The organism is Bacteroides sp. MSK.18.37 (assembly GCF_019129155.2).
GTDB lineage: Bacteria > Bacteroidota > Bacteroidia > Bacteroidales > Bacteroidaceae > Bacteroides > Bacteroides ovatus.
In genome coordinates this window covers 7,029,087-7,048,910 of sequence record NZ_JAHOIB020000001.1, presented here as the reverse complement: position 1 = coordinate 7,048,910, position 19,824 = coordinate 7,029,087, and the positions used below count along the sequence as shown (strand labels likewise).

General features: G+C 41.9%; 16 protein-coding genes. 9 read left to right on the top strand and 7 right to left on the bottom strand.

Annotation, left to right across the window (positions count from 1 at the left end):
• Nucleotide 1: 1 nt before the first annotated feature.
• From KSX81_RS27870 to KSX81_RS27845, 6 genes are all read left to right on the top strand, one after another.
• Entirely contained in the window at nucleotides 2-1,735 is a 1,734-nt protein-coding gene (locus KSX81_RS27870) for a RagB/SusD family nutrient uptake outer membrane protein (protein ID WP_410492453.1), read from the top strand.
• A gap of 31 nt (nucleotides 1,736-1,766) precedes the next feature.
• On the top strand, nucleotides 1,767-3,293 hold the full coding sequence (locus KSX81_RS27865; RefSeq protein WP_217725643.1) for an Ig-like domain-containing protein: 1,527 nt from the start codon (nucleotides 1,767-1,769) through the stop codon (nucleotides 3,291-3,293).
• Between the two features lie 5 nt (nucleotides 3,294-3,298).
• Entirely contained in the window at nucleotides 3,299-4,702 is a 1,404-nt protein-coding gene (locus tag KSX81_RS27860; RefSeq protein ID WP_217725642.1) for an alginate lyase family protein, read from the top strand.
• 249 nt (nucleotides 4,703-4,951) lie between these two features.
• A complete protein-coding gene (locus tag KSX81_RS27855; protein WP_217725641.1) occupies nucleotides 4,952-6,601 on the top strand; it encodes a glycoside hydrolase 43 family protein in 1,650 nt (549 codons plus the stop codon).
• A 66-nt stretch (nucleotides 6,602-6,667) separates the two neighbouring features.
• Complete coding sequence (locus KSX81_RS27850) at nucleotides 6,668-7,888, top strand: glycoside hydrolase family 88 protein (protein WP_217725640.1); 1,221 nt, start codon at nucleotides 6,668-6,670, stop codon at nucleotides 7,886-7,888.
• A 64-nt stretch (nucleotides 7,889-7,952) separates the two neighbouring features.
• Nucleotides 7,953-8,510, top strand: a complete 558-nt coding sequence (locus KSX81_RS27845; protein WP_004296965.1) for a TlpA family protein disulfide reductase — start codon at nucleotides 7,953-7,955, stop codon at nucleotides 8,508-8,510.
• A gap of 88 nt (nucleotides 8,511-8,598) precedes the next feature.
• Here KSX81_RS27845 and KSX81_RS27840 read toward each other — a convergent pair whose 3' ends face one another.
• From KSX81_RS27840 to KSX81_RS27825, 4 genes are all read right to left on the bottom strand, one after another.
• A complete protein-coding gene (locus KSX81_RS27840; protein ID WP_004296964.1) occupies nucleotides 8,599-9,075 on the bottom strand; it encodes a copper resistance protein NlpE N-terminal domain-containing protein in 477 nt (158 codons plus the stop codon).
• Between the two features lie 57 nt (nucleotides 9,076-9,132).
• Nucleotides 9,133-10,425 carry a hemolysin family protein gene (locus KSX81_RS27835; RefSeq protein WP_004305907.1) on the bottom strand — a complete coding sequence of 431 codons (1,293 nt, stop codon included), beginning with the start codon at nucleotides 10,423-10,425 and terminating at the stop codon, nucleotides 9,133-9,135.
• 185 nt (nucleotides 10,426-10,610) lie between these two features.
• Complete coding sequence (locus KSX81_RS27830) at nucleotides 10,611-11,393, bottom strand: M48 family metallopeptidase (protein ID WP_008774941.1); 783 nt, start codon at nucleotides 11,391-11,393, stop codon at nucleotides 10,611-10,613.
• A 32-nt stretch (nucleotides 11,394-11,425) separates the two neighbouring features.
• Nucleotides 11,426-13,804 (bottom strand): TonB-dependent receptor, encoded by a 2,379-nt coding sequence (locus tag KSX81_RS27825; protein ID WP_149939911.1) that lies wholly within the window; start codon nucleotides 13,802-13,804, stop codon nucleotides 11,426-11,428.
• A gap of 115 nt (nucleotides 13,805-13,919) precedes the next feature.
• Here KSX81_RS27825 and KSX81_RS27820 point away from each other — a divergent pair, with 115 nt between their 5' ends.
• Nucleotides 13,920-14,354 carry a DUF2007 domain-containing protein gene (locus KSX81_RS27820; RefSeq protein WP_122138313.1) on the top strand — a complete coding sequence of 145 codons (435 nt, stop codon included), beginning with the start codon at nucleotides 13,920-13,922 and terminating at the stop codon, nucleotides 14,352-14,354.
• 24 nt (nucleotides 14,355-14,378) lie between these two features.
• Entirely contained in the window at nucleotides 14,379-15,197 is an 819-nt protein-coding gene (locus KSX81_RS27815; RefSeq protein ID WP_217725639.1) for an alpha/beta hydrolase, read from the top strand.
• Nucleotides 15,198-15,605: 408 nt separating this feature from the next.
• On the opposite strand, the gene KSX81_RS27810 is transcribed toward KSX81_RS27815, so the two are convergent.
• Both KSX81_RS27810 and KSX81_RS27805 read right to left on the bottom strand, forming a co-directional pair.
• The gene (locus KSX81_RS27810; protein ID WP_004305923.1) at nucleotides 15,606-16,400 is read right to left on the bottom strand and encodes a DUF4595 domain-containing protein; all 795 of its coding nucleotides are present in this window, start codon (nucleotides 16,398-16,400) and stop codon (nucleotides 15,606-15,608) included.
• A gap of 6 nt (nucleotides 16,401-16,406) precedes the next feature.
• Complete coding sequence (locus KSX81_RS27805) at nucleotides 16,407-17,852, bottom strand: S41 family peptidase (protein WP_004305925.1); 1,446 nt, start codon at nucleotides 17,850-17,852, stop codon at nucleotides 16,407-16,409.
• Nucleotides 17,853-18,032: 180 nt separating this feature from the next.
• On the opposite strand from KSX81_RS27805, the gene mnmA reads away from it, so the two are divergent.
• Complete coding sequence (gene mnmA, locus KSX81_RS27800) at nucleotides 18,033-19,100, top strand: tRNA 2-thiouridine(34) synthase MnmA (protein ID WP_118419143.1); 1,068 nt, start codon at nucleotides 18,033-18,035, stop codon at nucleotides 19,098-19,100.
• 40 nt (nucleotides 19,101-19,140) lie between these two features.
• On the opposite strand, the gene KSX81_RS27795 is transcribed toward mnmA, so the two are convergent.
• Complete coding sequence (locus tag KSX81_RS27795; protein WP_004319560.1) at nucleotides 19,141-19,800, bottom strand: LuxR C-terminal-related transcriptional regulator; 660 nt, start codon at nucleotides 19,798-19,800, stop codon at nucleotides 19,141-19,143.
• Nucleotides 19,801-19,824 lie beyond the last annotated feature (24 nt).

The following is a 19,824-nucleotide window of genomic DNA, read 5'->3' as shown; positions in this document are numbered from 1 at the left end:
TATGAAGAATATGAAACTATATAAGAAAGCTCTTTTAATTTTATCGCTTGGTCTGACACTGAATTCGTGTCTGGATCTTGATCCGCAGGACCAACTGGCAGATGGCAACTTATGGGGGGCAGCAGATGATTTTAAATATTTTGCAACTAATTTCTATGGTTGGACTCGTGATTTTACATCGGTAATTTCTGATGGTGCACATTCTGACTGGCGTTCGGACTTGATGACTTCCAGTTCTGTAAATATGTACAGCAATGGTAGTAATCCGATTCCTACTTCAGACGGTAACTATACCAGCAATTATGCCCATATCCGCCGTTGCAATTTGTTGCTGCAAAAAGCGGCGTCTTTTTCCGGTAACGGTGATATTAGTCGCTATGTAGCAGAAGCGAAGTTCTTCCGTGCTTATTCTTATTTTGATTTGGTGCAATTGTTTGGCAATGTGATTATCACTAAAGAACCGTTGGATATTACTTCACCCGAGTTACGCATGAGCCGCAATGACCGTAGCGAAGTGATTGACTTCGTGATTCAGGATTTGAAGGATGCGGCTGAAGTATTACCGGAAACAATTACGACAGACGATGAAGGGCGTATTTCAAAATGGGGAGCTTATGCATTCCTTTCACGTGTTGCTTTATATGAAGGCACATGGCAACAAAACCGCAATAATGAAGAACGTGGCAAAGCATTGTTGAGTATTGCAGCGGATGCGGCGAAAAAAGTTATCGACAGTAAGCAATTCGAGCTATTCAAACCAGCAGCATTGGGAGAGATGGCTTATAAATACCTGTTCATTTTAGAGAATGTACAGTCTAATCCTGCGAATCTGACTAAGAGTGCCAATAAAGAATATATATTCTATCGTCGTCATGATGAAACGATTGCTCCGATCGGGACTAATATCACACATGGTTGTGTAGCGAACGTGCAATATATTAATCGTAAATTTGTGAATATGTATCTTTGTAGCAATGGGCTACCTATTGACCATGCCAAGAGTGCTGACGTCTTTAAAGGTTATGGAGGTCTGACTACGGAATTTGAAAATCGTGATAATCGCATGAAGAACTGTCTTCTGGCTCATGGCACTAAATATTGGGATAACGACAAACCGCGTATTGACTGGAAAGGTATGGATGGGGAAGATGCGACCAATGCCATTACATGTAATGTATTCCAAGGTTCCGGTTATCAAAACCAAAAATGGGGTACGGAACGTAAGGTGGCTGATACATTTGAAGGTTACGACTTTCCGATTATTCGTTATGCAGAAGTTTTATTGAATTATGCAGAAGCTATGTATGAGTTGGGAACCACTGGCAAAGCTTTGGATGATGCTTTGAATATCTCGTTGAATTTGGTTCGTCTCCGTGTAAACCCGGATATGCCTAAACTGACTACGTCTTTTGCTTCAGAAAACAGTTTGAATATGCGAGAGGAAATCCGTCGTGAACGTACCATCGAATTGTACAATGAAGGTTTCCGAATTGATGATTTAAAGCGTTGGAATACTGCTATTGTAGAGATGCCTAAACCTATTCTAGGAGTGAAATGGACAGGAACTGATTTTGCGACTTCATGGGCTGGCGCTTCTAATATGGCAAAAGACTCCGATGGCTGTTTGATCTTGGAAAATAGTCGGCGCTGGGGTGGTAAAAATGACCTGTATCCGCTTCCGGTAGATCAGTGTCAGTTGAATCCGAACTTGGGACAGAATCCGGGATGGCAATAATCAAGTCTGAATAACTTAAAGAATAAGAATCATGAAAAGAGATTATATAAAATATTTTGTTGGACTGGCGGCTTGTTCGTTTTTAGGTCTGACTTCATGTGATGATGATAAGGATTTAGGAGAAAAGATGGACGAAATGATTACAGTGTCCACCATTACTCTTAACGAAACTCAATATGATGCAGGGAATAAAACAATTTGTCTGCTGAAGAACAAAGAACTGCAACTCTCTTGGAGTATTGCACCTGAAAATGCAACCGATGCTAATGTGCAATGGACTTCGTCGGATGAATCTATTGTTGCTGTTACACGGGAAGGTAAGGTCGTGACTAAGGATAAAGCAGGAAAAGCTATTATTACATTAACGCCGGAAATCGGTTTCGGTCCGGAAGCTACGATCGTAACCAGAACTGTTGAGGTCTTGGAGGAATATACCTACATGTCATCTATTAATATAAAGAACGAACCAGTGGAAGAGATTGCAGCTGGGGATGAATATCAGTTGGAAGTTGTGTCAGAACCGTCAAATGTTACATTTAAACGATATAAGTGGGCAAGCAGTAATCCGGAGGTAGCTATCGTAGATGAAAAGACGGGATTGGTAACTGGAATCAGTAAAGGTAATGCAACTATTACGGTGACTGCTGATGATTTTAGTTCGACTCCTGTATTTGCAAGTTGCAACATAGGAGTTAAAATAGTGACTCCAATTACTGGAATGACATTTACTGAAGATAAAGAACTCAATCAATTAGGATACGGACAGGAATACCAGATCAAATATACATTAGATCCTGTAGATGCTACTGCATCTTTACTGACTTGGACAAGTGATAACCCTGATATGATTAGTGTAGATAAAACAGGAAAATTGAAAGTACATACTACTAAGGCCGCTTCTGCTGTGATAACAGCTTCTTATGGCCCTGTTGTACAAAATGTAACTGTCACAGTTGCCGATGGACGTTTCTGGTATTCATTAGGTAATGGTTTGGGTAATGGACTGGATAATAATTGGTATTTGGATGGCAACAATGCGTCTGTTGTTTCATCTGATGGAAATAAGACCACTGTTCAGATGGGCTCCGGATACCGTGGTGACTTATGGCTTGCAAGAAGTGGTAAAGGAAAAATTGTAAATGTAACTCCTGCTGATTATAGATATTTTGCCATTAAGGTAGGATTTAAATCTCAATTGGTTCCAGGAAAGAACAAACCCAATGGTTGTATTAAATTAGAGATCTTTGATGATGGTATTAAGAAAATCGGTCCTGAATATTTTGGAACAGGCGGAGATGCTAATAATAGATACGAGATTCTGGGTGCAAGTGAGATTTCGACTACGGAGCCAAATGTCTTGTATTACGACTTACAGTCAAAATATAAAACTGTGACTCCTACAGATTGGAATCAGGTCTTTGATTTGTCGCAATGTAAGTTTGTAATTGCTGATTTCCCGGAAACAGCTCAGACTTATGATCTTTACTGGATTCGTTCTTTCAAATCCATAGAGGAACTTCAAGCTTTTGTAGATAGTGAAAACAATACTAACGAATAACTACCATGAATAAGATGAAATTATATACAATAATAGGAGCAGGGCTTCTTGCCCTGACTTCTACCACGCTTTTAGCATGTAGCGAAATAGAAGACGGCTCTAATGATATGAGTAGTTGGCCGGAAGTGAAGGATTATGTTACGACTTTGGAGCATCCTTGTATGCTTCATACAGAAACGGATTTTGAGTTTGTAAAAGGAAAAGTGCAAGCCGGTGCGCAACCTTGGAAAAATGCGTTCGATCATTTAAGTCGTGGTGGGAATAGCTTGTCACAATCAAATTATAAGGCTTCTCCGGTGAAATTATTGGCGCGTCTCGATCAAAATAATTGGGCAGGCAAATATCCCAATGACTGGAATAACTACACGAAGTTGATGAAGGACGCTGCCGCAGCCTATCAATTGGCCCTTCGATGGAAATTGTCGGAGACTGACGGTGCACAGTATGCAGATGCTGCTGTAGCTATTTTGAATGACTGGGCTAAAACATGTACAGGATTTATCGTGAATGATAAAGGTGAATTTATAGATCCGAACGAGTTCTTGATTTTTATTCAGGTACATCAAATAGCAAATGCAGCGGAGATTATGCGTTCTTATCCAGGATGGCAGGAAGCTGATTTCATTAAGTTTAAAGCATGGATTGCAGATGTCTTTTATCCTCATATCACAAAATTCCTGTCTACGCACAATGGAAATGAATGTGCACTTCATTATTGGCTCAACTGGGATTTATCTGCGATGACAGCTTTACTTTCTATCGGTATTTTGGCGGATGATAACTTTAAAATCAATGAAGCTATTCAATATTTCAAATTCGGTATTGGTTCGGGAAATATAGGAAATGGCGTTCCTTTCATACATTTAGATCCGGATAGTAATGAAATGCTGGGACAATGTCAGGAATCAGGTCGTGACCAGGGACATGCTACCTTGTGTGTCAGTCTGTTGGGTGCTTTCTGTCAGATGGCAAAGAATGTAGGTGAAGACCTTTTCATCTTTGATGACGGACGGGCATTGGCTATGTGTGAGTATGTGGCTAAATACAATATCGGTGGTGCTGAAACGGGTAGTTCAAGTGCCAGTTGGAAGATGACCGGTTTCAGATATACAGATAATGATCTGCCTTATACTACTTATACAAATTGTAGTGGAAGCTGGGATACCATTTCTGCACAGGAAAGAAGAGAGGGAAAGGATTCACGTGGTGAAGTGCGTCCTGCGTGGGAGCTGGTGAATCGTTTGGCGCAGGATTATGGTAAATCAAGCATCTATGCTAAGATGTGGGTTGATAAAATGCGTGAAAATGCATCACGCGGAAATTCCGATGGTGGGGCAGGTGATTATGGACCTAATAGCGGCGGTTATGACCAATTAGGTTTCGGAACCCTGATGTTTGCAAAAGAGTAAAGAAAAAGCTGTTGGTAATATAACATGATTGTTTTACAATAATCTTGGATAAATAGAAAAAAGTTGGAAAGGGATTAGGTATTTACCTAATCCCTTTCGTATATATAAGTAAATAGGTCAGTAAATAGATTGTTTTGAAATCAGAGATAGGATTCAGTTTTAAAAGTGCTTGGTTTTTATATAAGGTAGAAAGAACCTGTTTTTAGGAGTAACGAATCTAGTTTTGAATGAAATTGATTAGTAAGGTATATGCGTAAAAAGATTCTGTTTTTAGCAGGAATGATGGCTTGCTGTTCATTGGCAGGTGCACAAGAAATTTCTAAGACCTGGGTGGCTGATAAGGGGAATGGAACTTATCAGAACCCGGTTCTTCATGCAGACTATTCGGATCCGGATGTATGTGCAGCCGGAGATGATTTCTATATGACAGCGTCCAGTTTTAATTGTATTCCCGGAATTCCTATTCTTCATTCTAATGATTTGGTGAATTGGTCGTTAGTAAACTGTGCTTTACCGGTTCAGGAGTCGGAAGAATTCTTCGATAAGGCACAGCATGGTAAAGGCGTATGGGCACCGGCTATTCGTTTTCATAACGGAGAGTTCTACATTTACTGGGGTGATCCGGATTATGGAATCTATATGATTAAAGCCAAAGACCCGAAAGGAAGATGGAGCAAGCCTGTATTGGTGAAAGCCGGGAAAGGAATGATTGACCCGACACCACTTTGGGATGAAGATGGAAAAGTTTATCTTGTACATGCATACGCTGGTAGTCGTAGCGGAGTGAATAGCATCGTAGTTATTTGCGAACTGAATGCTGAGGGAACAGAAGTTATTTCCGATCCGGTGATGGTGTTCGACGGAAATGATGGAAAGAATCATACCGTAGAAGGACCGAAGCTCTATAAACGCAACGGATACTATTATATTTTTGCTCCGGCAGGAGGGGTAGCAACCGGTTGGCAATTGGTACTTCGCTCAAAGAACATCTATGGCCCTTACGAATCGAAAATCGTGATGGCACAAGGAAAGACAACGATAAACGGACCTCATCAGGGTGGTTGGGTAGATACCAACACAGGAGAATCCTGGTTCGTCCATTTTCAAGATAAAGGCGCTTACGGACGTGTGATTCATCTGAATCCGATGATGTGGGTAAATGACTGGCCTGTAATCGGAGTGGACAAGGATAAAGACGGTTGCGGTGAACCTGTAACGACTTATAAGAAACCGAATGTGGGAAAGACCTATCCGATCGTTACTCCGCCGGAGAGTGACGAATTCAATACCCGGCATTTGGGATTACAATGGCAATGGCATGCCAATAAAAAAGACACTTACGGGTTTACTACCGATTTGGGATTTATCCGTCTTTATGCAGGCAGCCTTTCGAAAGAGTTTGTGAACTTCTGGGAAGTTCCTAATCTGTTGATGCAAAAGTTCCCGGCTGAAGAGTTTACAGCTACGACCAAGCTGACATTTACTGCCAAGCAGGATGGAGAACAAACCGGAATTATTGTGATGGGATGGGATTATAGTTATCTTTCTATTCGCAAGGCGGGGGATCAGTTTATTCTGCAACAGGCAGTTTGTAAGGATGCGGAACAGCAAAATCCCGAACAGATAAAAGAATTGGCAAACATTCCGGTAAAATATCTAAAGATGCCGGGAGTAGCAGATAATGAATGGCAAACAGTTTATTTACAGGTAAAGGTTCGGAAAGGAGCCATTTGTACATTTGCTTATAGTCTGGACGGGAAGAAATATACGACAGTGGGAGAGTCTTTCACAGCCCGTCAAGGCAAATGGATTGGAGCCAAAGTCGGACTATTCTGTGTGACTCCGAATGAAGGCAATCGGGGATGGGCAGATGTCGATTGGTTTCGGATGGATAAGTAATTGACCAATCAATAATTGACAAAGAGAAATAAAGATTAAGAATTAACTCGAAGATATCAGATTAAGATGAAAAAGATTGTAGTAGGTTTGGCTGTAATGTTAGGTTTCTGTACGTGTGCTCATCAGCCGTCCGGTACATTGGATGTGAATAAGGCATTGGACTATTGTGTAGAGCAGACACAACGTACGCTTGCGGAACTGAAAACAGACTCCGGCATCGACTATACAATGATGCCACGTAATATCATGACTGACGAACATCATTGGAATTGTCGGAAAGCGACGAAGGAAGAATGGTGTGCCGGTTTCTGGCCCGGAGTATTGTGGTATGATTACGAATATACGAAAGATAAACAGATTCAGGAAGAAGCGGAGAAGTTCACGAACTCTCTGGAGTTCCTTTCCAAGACTCCGGCTTTCGACCATGATTTGGGCTTCCTCGTGTTCTGTAGCTACGGAAATGGTTACCGCCTGACCAAGAATCCGGCTTACAAACAAGTGATTCTTGATACAGCCGATACGTTGGCTACTCTGTTCAATCCCATCGTAGGAACCATCCTTTCATGGCCTCGTGAAGTGGAACCTCGCAACTGGCCGCACAACACCATCATGGATAACATGATTAACCTCGAAATGCTTTTCTGGGCAGCGAAGAATGGTGGAAATCCTTATTTATATGATATTGCCGTTTCTCATGCCGATAAAACGATGAAATGCCAGTTCCGTCCCGACTATACATCTTACCATGTAGCGGTATACGACACCATTACAGGTAATCTGATAAAAGGAGTAACCCACCAAGGTTATGCTGACAGCACCATGTGGGCGCGTGGTCAGGCATGGGCAATCTATGGATACACGGTAGTTTATCGTGAAACGAAAGATCCTAAGTATCTTGATTTCGCGCAGAAAGTGACAGATGTCTATCTCGAACGTCTGCCGGAAGACAAGGTTCCTTATTGGGACTTCAGTGCCCCGGGAATACCGGATGCTCCGCGTGACGCTTCTGCTGCGGCAGTGGTGGCCTCTGCTTTGCTTGAATTATCCACTTACCTCCCGAATGGAACAGGAAAACGTTATAAAGATGCAGCTATTGAAATGCTGGCAAGCCTGAACTCTGACAGTTATCAGAGTGGCAAAAGCAAACCGTCATTCCTGTTGCATAGTGTAGGACATTGGCCGGCTCATTCCGAGATAGATGCTTCTATTATTTATGCAGATTATTACTACATTGAAGCATTGCTTCGGTTGAAACGTCTGCAAGAAGGAAAGAATGTAATTAAATAAAGAAGATTTATATCGAATAAAACACTATCTTTATCACAGTTATTTAACAATAAATCTATGTTGTATGAAACAGTGCATTAAAACAAATGGAGTTTTATTCTTTTTTTGTTTGATATCATTAATCATTACTGCACAGGAGCAATCAGTGCAGTCTAATATCAAATGCTTGAATTATCCTAGTTCGTTTGAGTTATTGCTTCGGCATTTTAAAGGAAAAATTGTATATATTGATGTAATGGCATCTTGGTGTAAACCCTGTCTGGCAGAACTCAAAGAATATGAAAAAACAGATGATTTTTTCAAAAAGAATGATATTGTAAGACTTTTTATTTCAATAGATGAACCCAAGGATTGGAATGCCTGTTTGAAAAGATTGGATGAAAGATTATTAAATGGGTATTTTGTCACCTATCATCGACCAGAGAATAGTGTTGAGAATAATAAATTTTCTGTTGAAGTGGAGAAGTTGTTTGTCACTTATGATGAGAAAGGTAATTTCGCCGGGCTTTCAGTTCCTCAGTTTATTATTGTTAATAGGGAGGGAACTATTGTAGAATATAAGGCACAAAGACCAAGCAATCCGGAGGAATTGAAGAATCAGTTGAAACAATACTTGGAATAATATGAGGAAAGACTCCCAAAAACGAAAAGCTCTGCAAGAACGAAGGTTCCGTGCAGAGCTTTTTTTACTGGTTAGGGTTAGGTTTATTTTATTGTTTTACCTTGATGATGTCATAATTCAGATCGCTGACAGCTTCTTGCAAGCTATCGTTCACCAGACGAAGAGTGGTGTCATTTACAATCACGAAATACATCGGAGCTTCACCATCCTTCGGAGTTAACTTAACAGCAGTAACAGGTTTTTTGTTCACAACCTTGTGTACTGTTTGTTGTTTTCCTTTTGAAGTGAAAGTCTTGTTTTGTCCTTGACCTTCAGCATCGAGGTAAGTCATATCCAGTGTATACGCAGTATCCACACCGTCAGTTGCAGCGTTCAGGGTCAGTACATAGTCAATACCCGGACCGTCGGCAGCAGGAAGAGTACCTTCATAAACTTCAGTCAATTCGGTAATCGGAGTCATAGCAAGAGCTAGACTGTCTGCTTGAGCCTCTGCGGCTTTGTTTGCTTTTGATTGGCATGATGCCAAAGCAGCTACGACTGCTGCTAACATAATTACTTTTTTCATCGTTAAGTGCTTTAAGTTAATATAAATATAGTGAGCTATTGCTCGTTTTTTGCTATCCTATTCCTGCTCTTCGTCCCGTTTGATGACAAGCAGTTTGTCTACTCGTCCGCGGTCCATGTCCACCACTTCGAATTGCAGATTCTTGTAGGTGAAGATGTCTCCCGCTTTCGGGATACGGCCAATCAGGAACATGGCTAATCCCCCCAGAGTGGTGAAGTCTTCCGATTCCAGATCTTCATAGGATAAAATCCCCATTTCCTCCATGAAGTCGTCGATGTTCATTGAAGCTTCCACCAGCATCGAACCATCCTGCCTTGTGACGATTTCTTCTTCTTCCGTTTCATCCTCTTCAAGGATGTCTCCGAAGATACTTTCGGTCAGGTCGTGCAGTGTGATAATGCCTTCTGTGCTGCCATACTCGTTAACAACAACTCCGAACTTGTTTTTGTTCTTCTTAAATAGCTCTAAAACTTTATTTGCATATAAACTTTCCGGAATAAAGAGGGGAGGACGGGCTATTTCGCGTAAGTTAAACAGCTTTTTACTGCCTATCATCAGGATAATATCCTTTACGGAAACTACACCGATAATCTCATCTTTCCGTTCGTCCACCAACAGATATTTGCTATAATGTTCTTCTTCGATTGTCTTCATCACCTTTTCCTGCGTATCATCAGGGTGAAGGATAATGAGATCTCTGCGATGCGTCATCAGTTCGTTAGCCCGTTTGTCGGAGAAGCGGAACACATCACGTATCATTTCCGTTTCCTCTTTGTCAATCACACCCTGTTCCGAACTTTGATGGAGAATCATTTTGATTTCCTCCTGCGTCATGGGGCGTTCTTCGCTTTTCAAACCGATGAGTTTATTCAGTAGCCGGGTAGAGACACTCAGCAACCATACAAAAGGATAAGAAACCTTTGTCAGGAGAATCATGACCGGGCTGAACAAAGTGGCGTATCGCTCCGGATTACTAAGAGCGATAGATTTGGGTACTAGCTCTCCGATAATCAGAGAAAGATAGGTAATGATTGCTACGGTAGTAATCATTGCCAGGTTGCGTGCATAAGCTTCTGCGCCCGGAATGAGGGAAAAGAAAGGAACGAGGTCGTCGGCAATAGCCACACCACCATACGCACCGGATACGATACCGATCAGCGTAATACCGATCTGAATGGTAGATAAGAATTTTTCCGGTTCTTCCAATTGTTTTAAAACTCCACGGGCTGATTTGTTACCTTTTGCGACAAGTGTTTCAAGACGTGCTTTGCTGGATGATACCAGCGCAATTTCATACATGGCAAAAATGCCATTCAGTACAAGTAAGAGAAGTATGATAAGAAATTCCATAAATGGATTAAAATGGTTATAGGGTCGAAATTACAAGAAATCAGGGCACTATGCAAATCTATGTTATAGATTAATGATTTTTTAATAATAGTGTGTCCTTTTTTATCAAAAACAGAGGAGGAGATACATTGGTTTGTCAACCGCAGTATCTCCTCCTTTATTTGATTTAGGAACGATGTCCGTTATTATTTAGCGTAGGTTGCTGCTTTTGCTTTCGCACGTTCGATACGTTTCATGGTATCCGGGTGTGACGAGAACATCTTTTGCAGGTAAGAAGCTTGTGGAGCATCTTTCGACAGTTCGGACAACTTAGTCAGTGAGTTAGCCATTGCATACGGGTCGATACCGTTCTTTACACAGAACTCTACTCCGTAATCATCCGCTTCGCTTTCCTGCTTCTGTGAATATTGTGCGCCTGCCAGAGCTTCAGCCATAGCTCCCAGCTCGGAGTCGGTCAGTTTGGCTACTTTATCGCTGCTGGCACCTGCTGCATTCTTCACGGCTGAACGGAGATAAGCATTCTTCATGGCATCTTTAGAATCTGTGTGAACTACGTGGCCAATCTCATGTCCTACCACTGCCATCACTTCTTCATCCGTCATCACATCCATCAGACCGGCGCAAATACGTACACTACCGTCGCCACAAGCGAAAGCATTTACGTCTACCACTTCATATACACCAAAGTTAAGTTTCAGTCCATCCACTTCTTTGATATGTCCCGTCAATTTCTCCAGACGTTTGCCATATTCAGTATCAGGTTTGGTCAATGGATTATGAGCATCCATCCATACCATATACTCCTTACTCATGTTGGCGATGTCCGCATCAGATAAAGTAACGGCTGATACTACGTCTTTACCGGCTTGTAACGCTTTTCCCAAATTAATCTTCTTGCCGAATTGTGCAGAAGCTGTCATACCCATGCCTAACAATACGAAGGCAATCATAGCGATTTCTCTTTTCATACTCTTTTCTAGTTTACAGTTTTATGCATAAATTAATACTCAAATGTTATTCCTAATGTGGGGAGCAATGTCCCGCTCGATTGTTTGAGGCGTTTCATTTTATAGTGTTGGCTGTCGGCAGGGGCTTCCGGATTTTCGATGATACCGGTGCTCATCAGTACATCTTGCTGTTTCAGTTTGCTTACCGTGATATTTTGCAAATCAAGATAGAATCCCAGCATACAATGTTTCAGATAAAATGTCTTGTCGATACGGAGGTCTACCTGTGCAAAAGCCGGAAGACGTTCTTTATTATATTTAGAATAGTCGTAATATGCTTTACCTTGTGCATCCCAGGCAGATACCAGGGATGACTTTTCTTCATCATAAGGCGTATAAGGAGCACCGCCGATGCAACTGACTTTCATCCCGACACTCCATTGGCGTGGCAGATTGTAGGTTCCCCGTAAGTTGAAGATATACCGGTTGTCCCATGCGGATGCAATGTATTCACTCTCTTTGTCGTTGCGGTATTCGCTTTTAAATAAGGTAAAGGAAGAAGCCAGATTCAGTTTCTTGGCGATCAGCCATTTCACCAAAATCTCCGCACCATACGAACGTCCCTGGGCGGTGGAGGTCAGCAATTCGTTGCCAATCACCCCGTAGTCATTTCCTTTGCAGGTAAGAGGAATGCCATCCACAACGGAGAGCGGAATTTTATCATAATCTTTGTAGAATCCTTCCACGGAAACTTCGAAAGTATCTCCTTTGCGCCAACTGATACCCAAGCTTTCCTGGCTGACTTTCATATAGCGGAGATTGTATTTGTTGACATACGTTCCGTTATTATCCTTAAAACCGAGAGCCGTGTAAGGAGGCAACTGGTAATAAAGTCCTGCATTTCCACTTAAAAACCAGTGATCGGCAAGTTGATAGGAAAGCGATATGCGCGGTGAAAGCTGGTCGGAGAGTGATTTCATCGCCGATGAATAATTGTTGGCATCCGCTCTCAATCCCAAAGAAGCAGTGAAGCGTTCGTCCATCGAAGAGTAGCTGATAGTGCCGAAAAGTCCCCAGCGCATCATCCCCAAATAAGTATGGTAATCAAACGTTTGTGCCTGATTGGTATATGCCTTTTGAAAGGTGGTGTTGGTATATTGGCTGTAATCCAGGTTCAATCCGAGGTTGACCTTCCAGTTGCGGAAAGAAGAATTGTTTTCGAAACGGAATTTTGTCTCTTGTTCGGTAGAACGGAGGCGGAGCATCAGATTCTCCGGAATACTTTCATCATTCTGACGGTATTTGGTGTTGCGGTTGTTCAGATAGCTGTGACTGACTACCACTGACTGCACATGTGCGCCTGCATAATGACGATAAACGGCTCCCAATGTAAATGTCTCCTGCTTGATTTTCGGCAGGTAACTAAGAATATATTCGTTGTCTTCGCTATCCGCTTTCGTGTTCAATCGCATATTGTCGATTCCTCCGAGTCCCAGCACTGTCAACTCGTTCTGTTCGTTAAACCGGGTTTTCAATTTGAACTGCGCATCGGTGAAAGTCGGCAGGAAAGGGAGGTCGAGCATATCAAACAGGAATTGCAGATAAGATTGACGTATAGATACCAGATAAGAGGTCTTTTTCCCGATATGCCCGTTGGAGGCGAGCGAGACTTCGGATGCTCCGAGGGTAGCCTTTACAGAGTTGTGCTCCATATCTCCGTCGCGCAACTTGAAATCAAGAACGGAACTAAGTGCGTTTCCTCTATCAGTGGGGAAAGCACCGGTGTAGAAATTGACTTCACGTATCAGGTCGGCATTGAGGATTCCCACCGGACCACCGGAGGCTCCTTGCGTACTGAAGTGATTGATATTGGGAATTTCCACTCCATCCAGGTAGAAACGGTTTTCAGAAGGAGAACCACCGCGCACAATCAAGTCGTTGCGGTATCCAATCGGTGAGAAGGCAACTCCCGGATAAGACTGAACAATACGTGAAATGTCCCGATTAGCTCCCGGACTTTTTTCTATTTCCTGCAATCCGATAATGCGCAGGCTGACGGGGCTTTCCAAATCACGTCGGAAAGGAGAAGCGGTGACGGTTACTCCTGCGAGTTCGGTCAGGTTCTCTTCCATCTCTATTGAGATGTTCAAATCTTTGGTAGATACAATATATTCGGGAGTGGTGACACTTTTGTAGCCGATGGCAGTTGCTTGCAGGCGGTAGATGCCGGGAGGCACTTGTTCGATGGTGAAATGGCCTTCTGCATTGGTGACGCCACCTTTGTTCAGTCCGAGAACCATTACGTTAATGAACTCTAATGGCTGACGGCTGTTTTTCTCAATAACCGTTCCCCTGATTTGATGTACAGGTTGTGCCTGTAGCAGGGAAAGTAGAAGGTTTGAAAATAGTAGCAGAGTCAACAGTCTTTTCATGTGATTGCGAATTATTGCTGCGAAAGTACAAAAAAAGTATTAAAGAATGATACCTTCCGTGAATAAAAACAGAATATGTCTTATATTTGTAGGACATATTAAAAACAGATTCCTTATGAAGACTGTAAAACTGATAACTTGTAATGATGCGATGAAAGCACATATCCTTCAAGGGGCATTGGAGAATGAAGGTATCGAGTCTATTCTGCACAATGAGAACTTCTCTACTTTGTATAAAAGCTGTGTGAGCAGTATAGCGGGGGTGGATATACTGGTGGCAGATGAAGACTATGATAAGGCTGTTCAAGTATTGAGAGATAACGATAGTTGGCCGGAAGAGTTGACGCTTTGTCCGTATTGCGGCTCGTCGGATATCCGGTTGGTTTTGAGGAAGGGAAAGCGATGGCGTGCGATGGGTGCTGCCGTACTTTCGGCATTGATGGTCATTCCTCCGGGAGACAACCACTGGAATTATATTTGTAAGCAATGTCATAAAACCTTTGAAATGCCGGTTTCTAAATTTGATCCTTCCGCAGTAGCAGAGGAATAACTATATCTAACTATATAACACACAATGAAAAAGAAAAAACTTCTATTAATTGCTCTTTTTTTAGTATGGGTGGCTCCGTCTTTTGCTGCCAAAGTAGATACCTTATTAATTAAAAGTCCTTCCATGAATAAGGATGTGCAAGTGGTGGTGGTAACGCCGGATGCTGCGCTGGGGAAGAAAGCGGTAGCTTGTCCCGCCATTTATTTGTTGCACGGTTACGGTGGAAATGCTAAAACATGGATTGGAATTAAACCGAATCTTCCTCAAATTGCGGATGAAAAAGGAATTATATTCGTTTGTCCGGACGGAAAGAATAGCTGGTACTGGGATAGTCCGCTCAATCCGTCTTATCGTTATGAAACTTTTATTTCATCGGAACTGGTGAAGTATATCGACGAACATTACAAGACGATTGCCGACAGAAAAGGACGTGCCATCACCGGATTAAGTATGGGTGGACACGGAGCGATGTGGAATGCAATCCGTCATAAAGATACGTTTGGTGCCAGTGGAAGTACAAGCGGAGGGATGGATATTCGCCCGTTCCCGAAAAACTGGGACATGTCCAAGCAGTTGGGAGAATATGAATCTAACAAGGAAGTATGGGATAATCATACCGTTATCAATCAGATTGATAAGATAGAGAATGGCGATTTGGCTATCATTGTCGATTGTGGAGAAGGAGATTTCTTCTTGAATGTGAACAAGGATTTGCATAACCGCCTGTTAGAAAAAAAGATCGATCATGATTTTATTACCCGTCCGGGAGGACATACAGGGCAGTATTGGAATAACTCCATTGATTATCAGATTCTGTTCTTTGATAAGTTTTTCAAGAAATAAAACCGGGAATACTTGACTTTGGCTTTTCAATGTTGTATCTTTGGTACAGAATCATAAAATAGATTGAGGTTAAACTACGATAGAAGGAGGGAGCGGAAGCTTTCTCCTTTTTTGTTGTATACTTGGGAGGCGTGAGCTTTATCCCGGCTTATAAAAGGGATGAAACCAGAGATTAACGTGTTTTATACCGCAGCTTTATAAAAATTAGACGGTGCGTTACGACTCATTAAACGCTGCGTTAGGAGAAGTTGAAGCCTTTGTTAGGTAAAATCAGAGCCTTTGTTTCGGAATAAACAAAGTTGAGGTATGAAAAGGGGCTTTATAGGTTAAGAATCTATAATTCTGCTCTTGACAGAAATAGAGTGATTGTGCTACTTTAAAAGAGAATTCGATGTTCGGAATGAAAGATTATTCGAAAGAAACCGAAATGTTGCGTGTGTATGGATAATAGCTGGCCTGTCCTCCGGCATAGGTCGTTTGACAAATCATCCTGGATGGATTCCCTTTTTTATCAAACTCATACGAATAGATTGTCTTTTCATCGTTACTTCCTGCAGGACAACTGCGTATGGTGAAATGGCGCGGGTCCTTACCCAATAACCCAGCGTAAAGAGCTTCAATATGGAATGTCAGAGGGTGTATTTCTAATAAACCGAGGCAGGGCAAATGGTATGTCGAACTTTCTTCTCCCGGTTCATAAATGAACTTGTTTTCAAGGCCGTTCATCTTGGAACTGATAGAGGTTATATCTCCGTTCTCGTATGTAAGTGATGTTGATGAGTATTCTGTATTGTCAATATTCTCGACAATTCCGGTTAAGTATCCTTCTGCAGAGTAAGAAAATTGATAAATACGATTTTGTGAAGACAAACTGTATACACATTGACTGGCATAGCCTTCGCTATTTAATGTATATACTAAAGTGGGATAGTCAGTGGTAACTGTTACCTGATTATCAGAGTAGCTCAAGTTTACTTCGTTGCTGATTTCTTCTTCGAAATAACGTTGTTTTATAATATGTTGAATCAGGCGCTCACCATCGAACATAAATTTCTCTGTCTTATCTACAGGGTTTGAATCGTTCTTGACGGATTCATTGAAAATCATAGCCCATTGCCCTTTATTCTCTACTGTGCCCTTTTCGTCATCATCCGAACAACTGAATATCAGTATTGCCAGCAATAAAATAGCTATTTTTTTCATCCTTTCTTATTTTAATCGTAATCCGTTACTACTAAAACGTCTACTTGCCGGACTTATTACGCTTTTCTCTATTTTGAATTGCGCTTTTGTGGTCTCTTCGGTTTCTTCATCCTTTGGTGGATAACTTCCGTCAATAACACCGATGGCTACTTTTAACATTCTTTCGTTAGGATCACCGAATGGTAAAAATTCACTATAATTAGTAACTCCATCAATAGTAGTTTCACTGATTTTAAGATCTGTTGCAGGGGAGATAGCTCCTCCGGCATCGTGGTTGGAATCATAGACAGTGCATACTACCGGGTTGATTGACCACAGAAATTCTTCATTAATGAATTGTTCTGTTGCTACATTTTGTCCTTTAGTGACACCACCGATGGTTACGACAGGATAACTGTCTTTCAGTGAAAGACTCCTAATTAACATTTCCGGTGCTCCGGCTGTTGTACTGCTTGTAATAGCAAACAGAGCGGGCAGGTCTAAATTAACACCGCTCTTTAATATCTCACTATCAAAGTTGATGGTAGCATCCTTGTCTCTGTTTTTATTATTATATTCCAGATAGGCCATCGGCTTATTTAATCGTGCCTCTGAAGTCAGAATTGTACCTAATAACTGAACACAATCCAATGAACCACCGGTGTTGTAACGTAGGTCAAGTATAACATATTTCACGCCAGCTGTCTTGAACTCTTGTGAGATTTGTCGCAGTTCGTTATTGTATTTGTCCGGATCACTATTGGTTCCGGCTGTGAAGCTATTGTACATGAGATACCCTACTTTAATATCTCTATTGTTTTCTTTTACCGTAAGTATTTTGGTCTTATGCACTGGATTATCCTCAACGGATCGTGCCGCAGGTAGTTTTAATGTTATGTCATTAGGTACTACCTTGTATACAAATTCTTCTTCTCCTTCTTCCCCTTCTTCCGGCTCAACAGGAACTTCTTTCCATACTCCCATCACCAAATCCCGGGCTTGGGTTCCTTGCAGTAATTGAGTCTCGTATTTCTTGCTGATGTAAGAAGTATCGACTTTCATAATCCAGTTTCCACGTTCCAGTCCGGCTGCTTCTGCCGGTGAACCGGGGATGACGTAAGTAATTAATGCATTATATGCTGTATCGATATCCGCACTTCGAACCAGTGAATAATCAAATCCATAGGTAGGCAGCGGAGTCTCCATCACAGAGTCCACAAACGAATAGCTGTCGTTTTTTGATTTTACTTTAGATAAAAACGAGGCAGGTTCCAGAAACAGATTCACATCATCGTAGGAAGGTAGATCTTGATACCACAGATAGTTCTGCTGCATGATGTCGTACATCCATGTATCCAGTGCGGTCTGATGGGCATACTCCGGCCAGCGGTCGACACCACAGGAGAAAAAGCCACTGATAAATACGATGCTCAGGGCAGGTATGAGGATTATCTTTCTTAATTTCGTCATCATAAAAAGCTTTTTACTGTGCAAATGTAGGAAATACTTTGCTTATCTACCACATTTATGGTATAAAAATGCCTTCAATATGTGATTGGCTGTTAGAGATTCTTGCCTTATCTTTGTAGCATAGAATTTTTTAATAGGTATTAGCTTACATATAGAACGTTATTAATAGACGAATCATTATTCATGGATATAGCTGCATTATTATCAGGAGGTGTCGACAGTTCGGTTGTTGTACATCTCCTTTGTGAGCAAGGATATAAGCCCACTCTTTTTTATATTAAGATAGGCATGGACGGAGCGGAATATATGGACTGTTCGGCAGAGGAAGATATTGAATTATCTACTGCTACGGCACGTAAGTACGGTCTGTCTTTGGAGGTAGTGGATTTGCATCAGGAGTATTGGGAGAATGTAGCGGCCTATGCCATTGATAAAATCCGGCAGGGGCTGACGCCTAATCCGGATGTGATGTGTAATAAGCTTATCAAATTCGGTTGCTTTGAACAGCGTGTAGGGAAAGACTTCGACTTTACGGCAACCGGTCATTATGCCACCACCTTGCAACGCAACGGTAAAACTTGGTTGGGCACAGCGAAAGACCCTGTGAAAGACCAGACGGACTTTCTCGCACAGATTGATTACCTGCAAGTTTCCAAACTCATGTTTCCCATTGGAGGTTTGATGAAGCAGGAAGTGCGTGAGATTGCCAATAAAGCCGGATTGCCGAGTGCCAGAAGGAAAGATAGTCAGGGTATCTGTTTTCTCGGGAAGATAAACTACAATGATTTTGTCCGTCGCTTTTTAGGAGAAAAGGAAGGGGCGATTATTGAATTGGAAACCGAAAAGAAATTGGGTACACATCGCGGCTATTGGTTTCATACAATCGGCCAGCGCAAAGGGCTTGGATTGAGTGGTGGACCCTGGTTCGTAGTCAAGAAGGATATTGAAGAAAATACAATTTATGTGTCCCGCGGTTACGGTGTGGAAACACAGTACGGCAATGAATTCCGGATGCATGATTTCCATTTCATTACTGATAATCCCTGGAAAGGGCAGGAGAAGGAGATAGACATCACTTTCAAGATTCGTCACACTCCCGACTTTACCAAAGGAAAACTGATACAGGAAGGGGAGAAGCAATTCCACATTTTGTCCTCTGAAAAGCTGCAAGGCATTGCTCCGGGGCAGTTTGGGGTGATTTATGATGAAGAGGCGAAAGTTTGTGTGGGAAGCGGAGAAATTATCTGTTAAATAGTTCCCTTAGAGGGGTAGAGGTTAGTGAATAGCGGTGTCAGATATAGTATTCGGCTAAATCCACAATCCCTGCCCTCATCGCATATTTAGTAGCCTCGTGCACATTATTCACTCCCAATTTGCGAAAGATATTCTTACGATGGCTGTTGATCGTATGGAAACTAAGATTTTTCTCTGCGGCAATCTCTTTCGTTGTTTTCCCTAATGCAATTTCTTTTAGGATATTCTTTTCTGTCTGCGTCAGCAAATGGTCGTCCATGCTTGACGCTGCCAGCGGAGAAGAAGTTCCCGAAAGCAGCAGATTGCTGACATGATTGCAAATATACCGTTGTTTGCGGGTGGCGCATTGAATGGCAGTCATGATTTCTTCTTTTGAGTTATCTTTCATCACTACCCCGAAAGCCATGCTGCTGAATAATACTTGGCGGAGAAAGTTCAGGCTTAGTTCGTCAGAGAATAGAATCCAGTCGGCTTCCTTGAATCTTTCCTGCAGGACAATCAATTCATCTGCCCCCGCAAAATTGAACAAGGTGTAATCCAGGATAATCACTGCTTGCGGATACAATCGTAGCTGCTGAATCAGTTCAGCCTTGTTGTCAGCTTCTAAAAGGAGGGATACCTCCTTTTGTTTACTCAACAGGAACATCATTCCTGCCTTACTGATATCCTGATTGTCTGCAATGATAAATTCTCTCATAAGCCATACTGAATAAAAAAACTC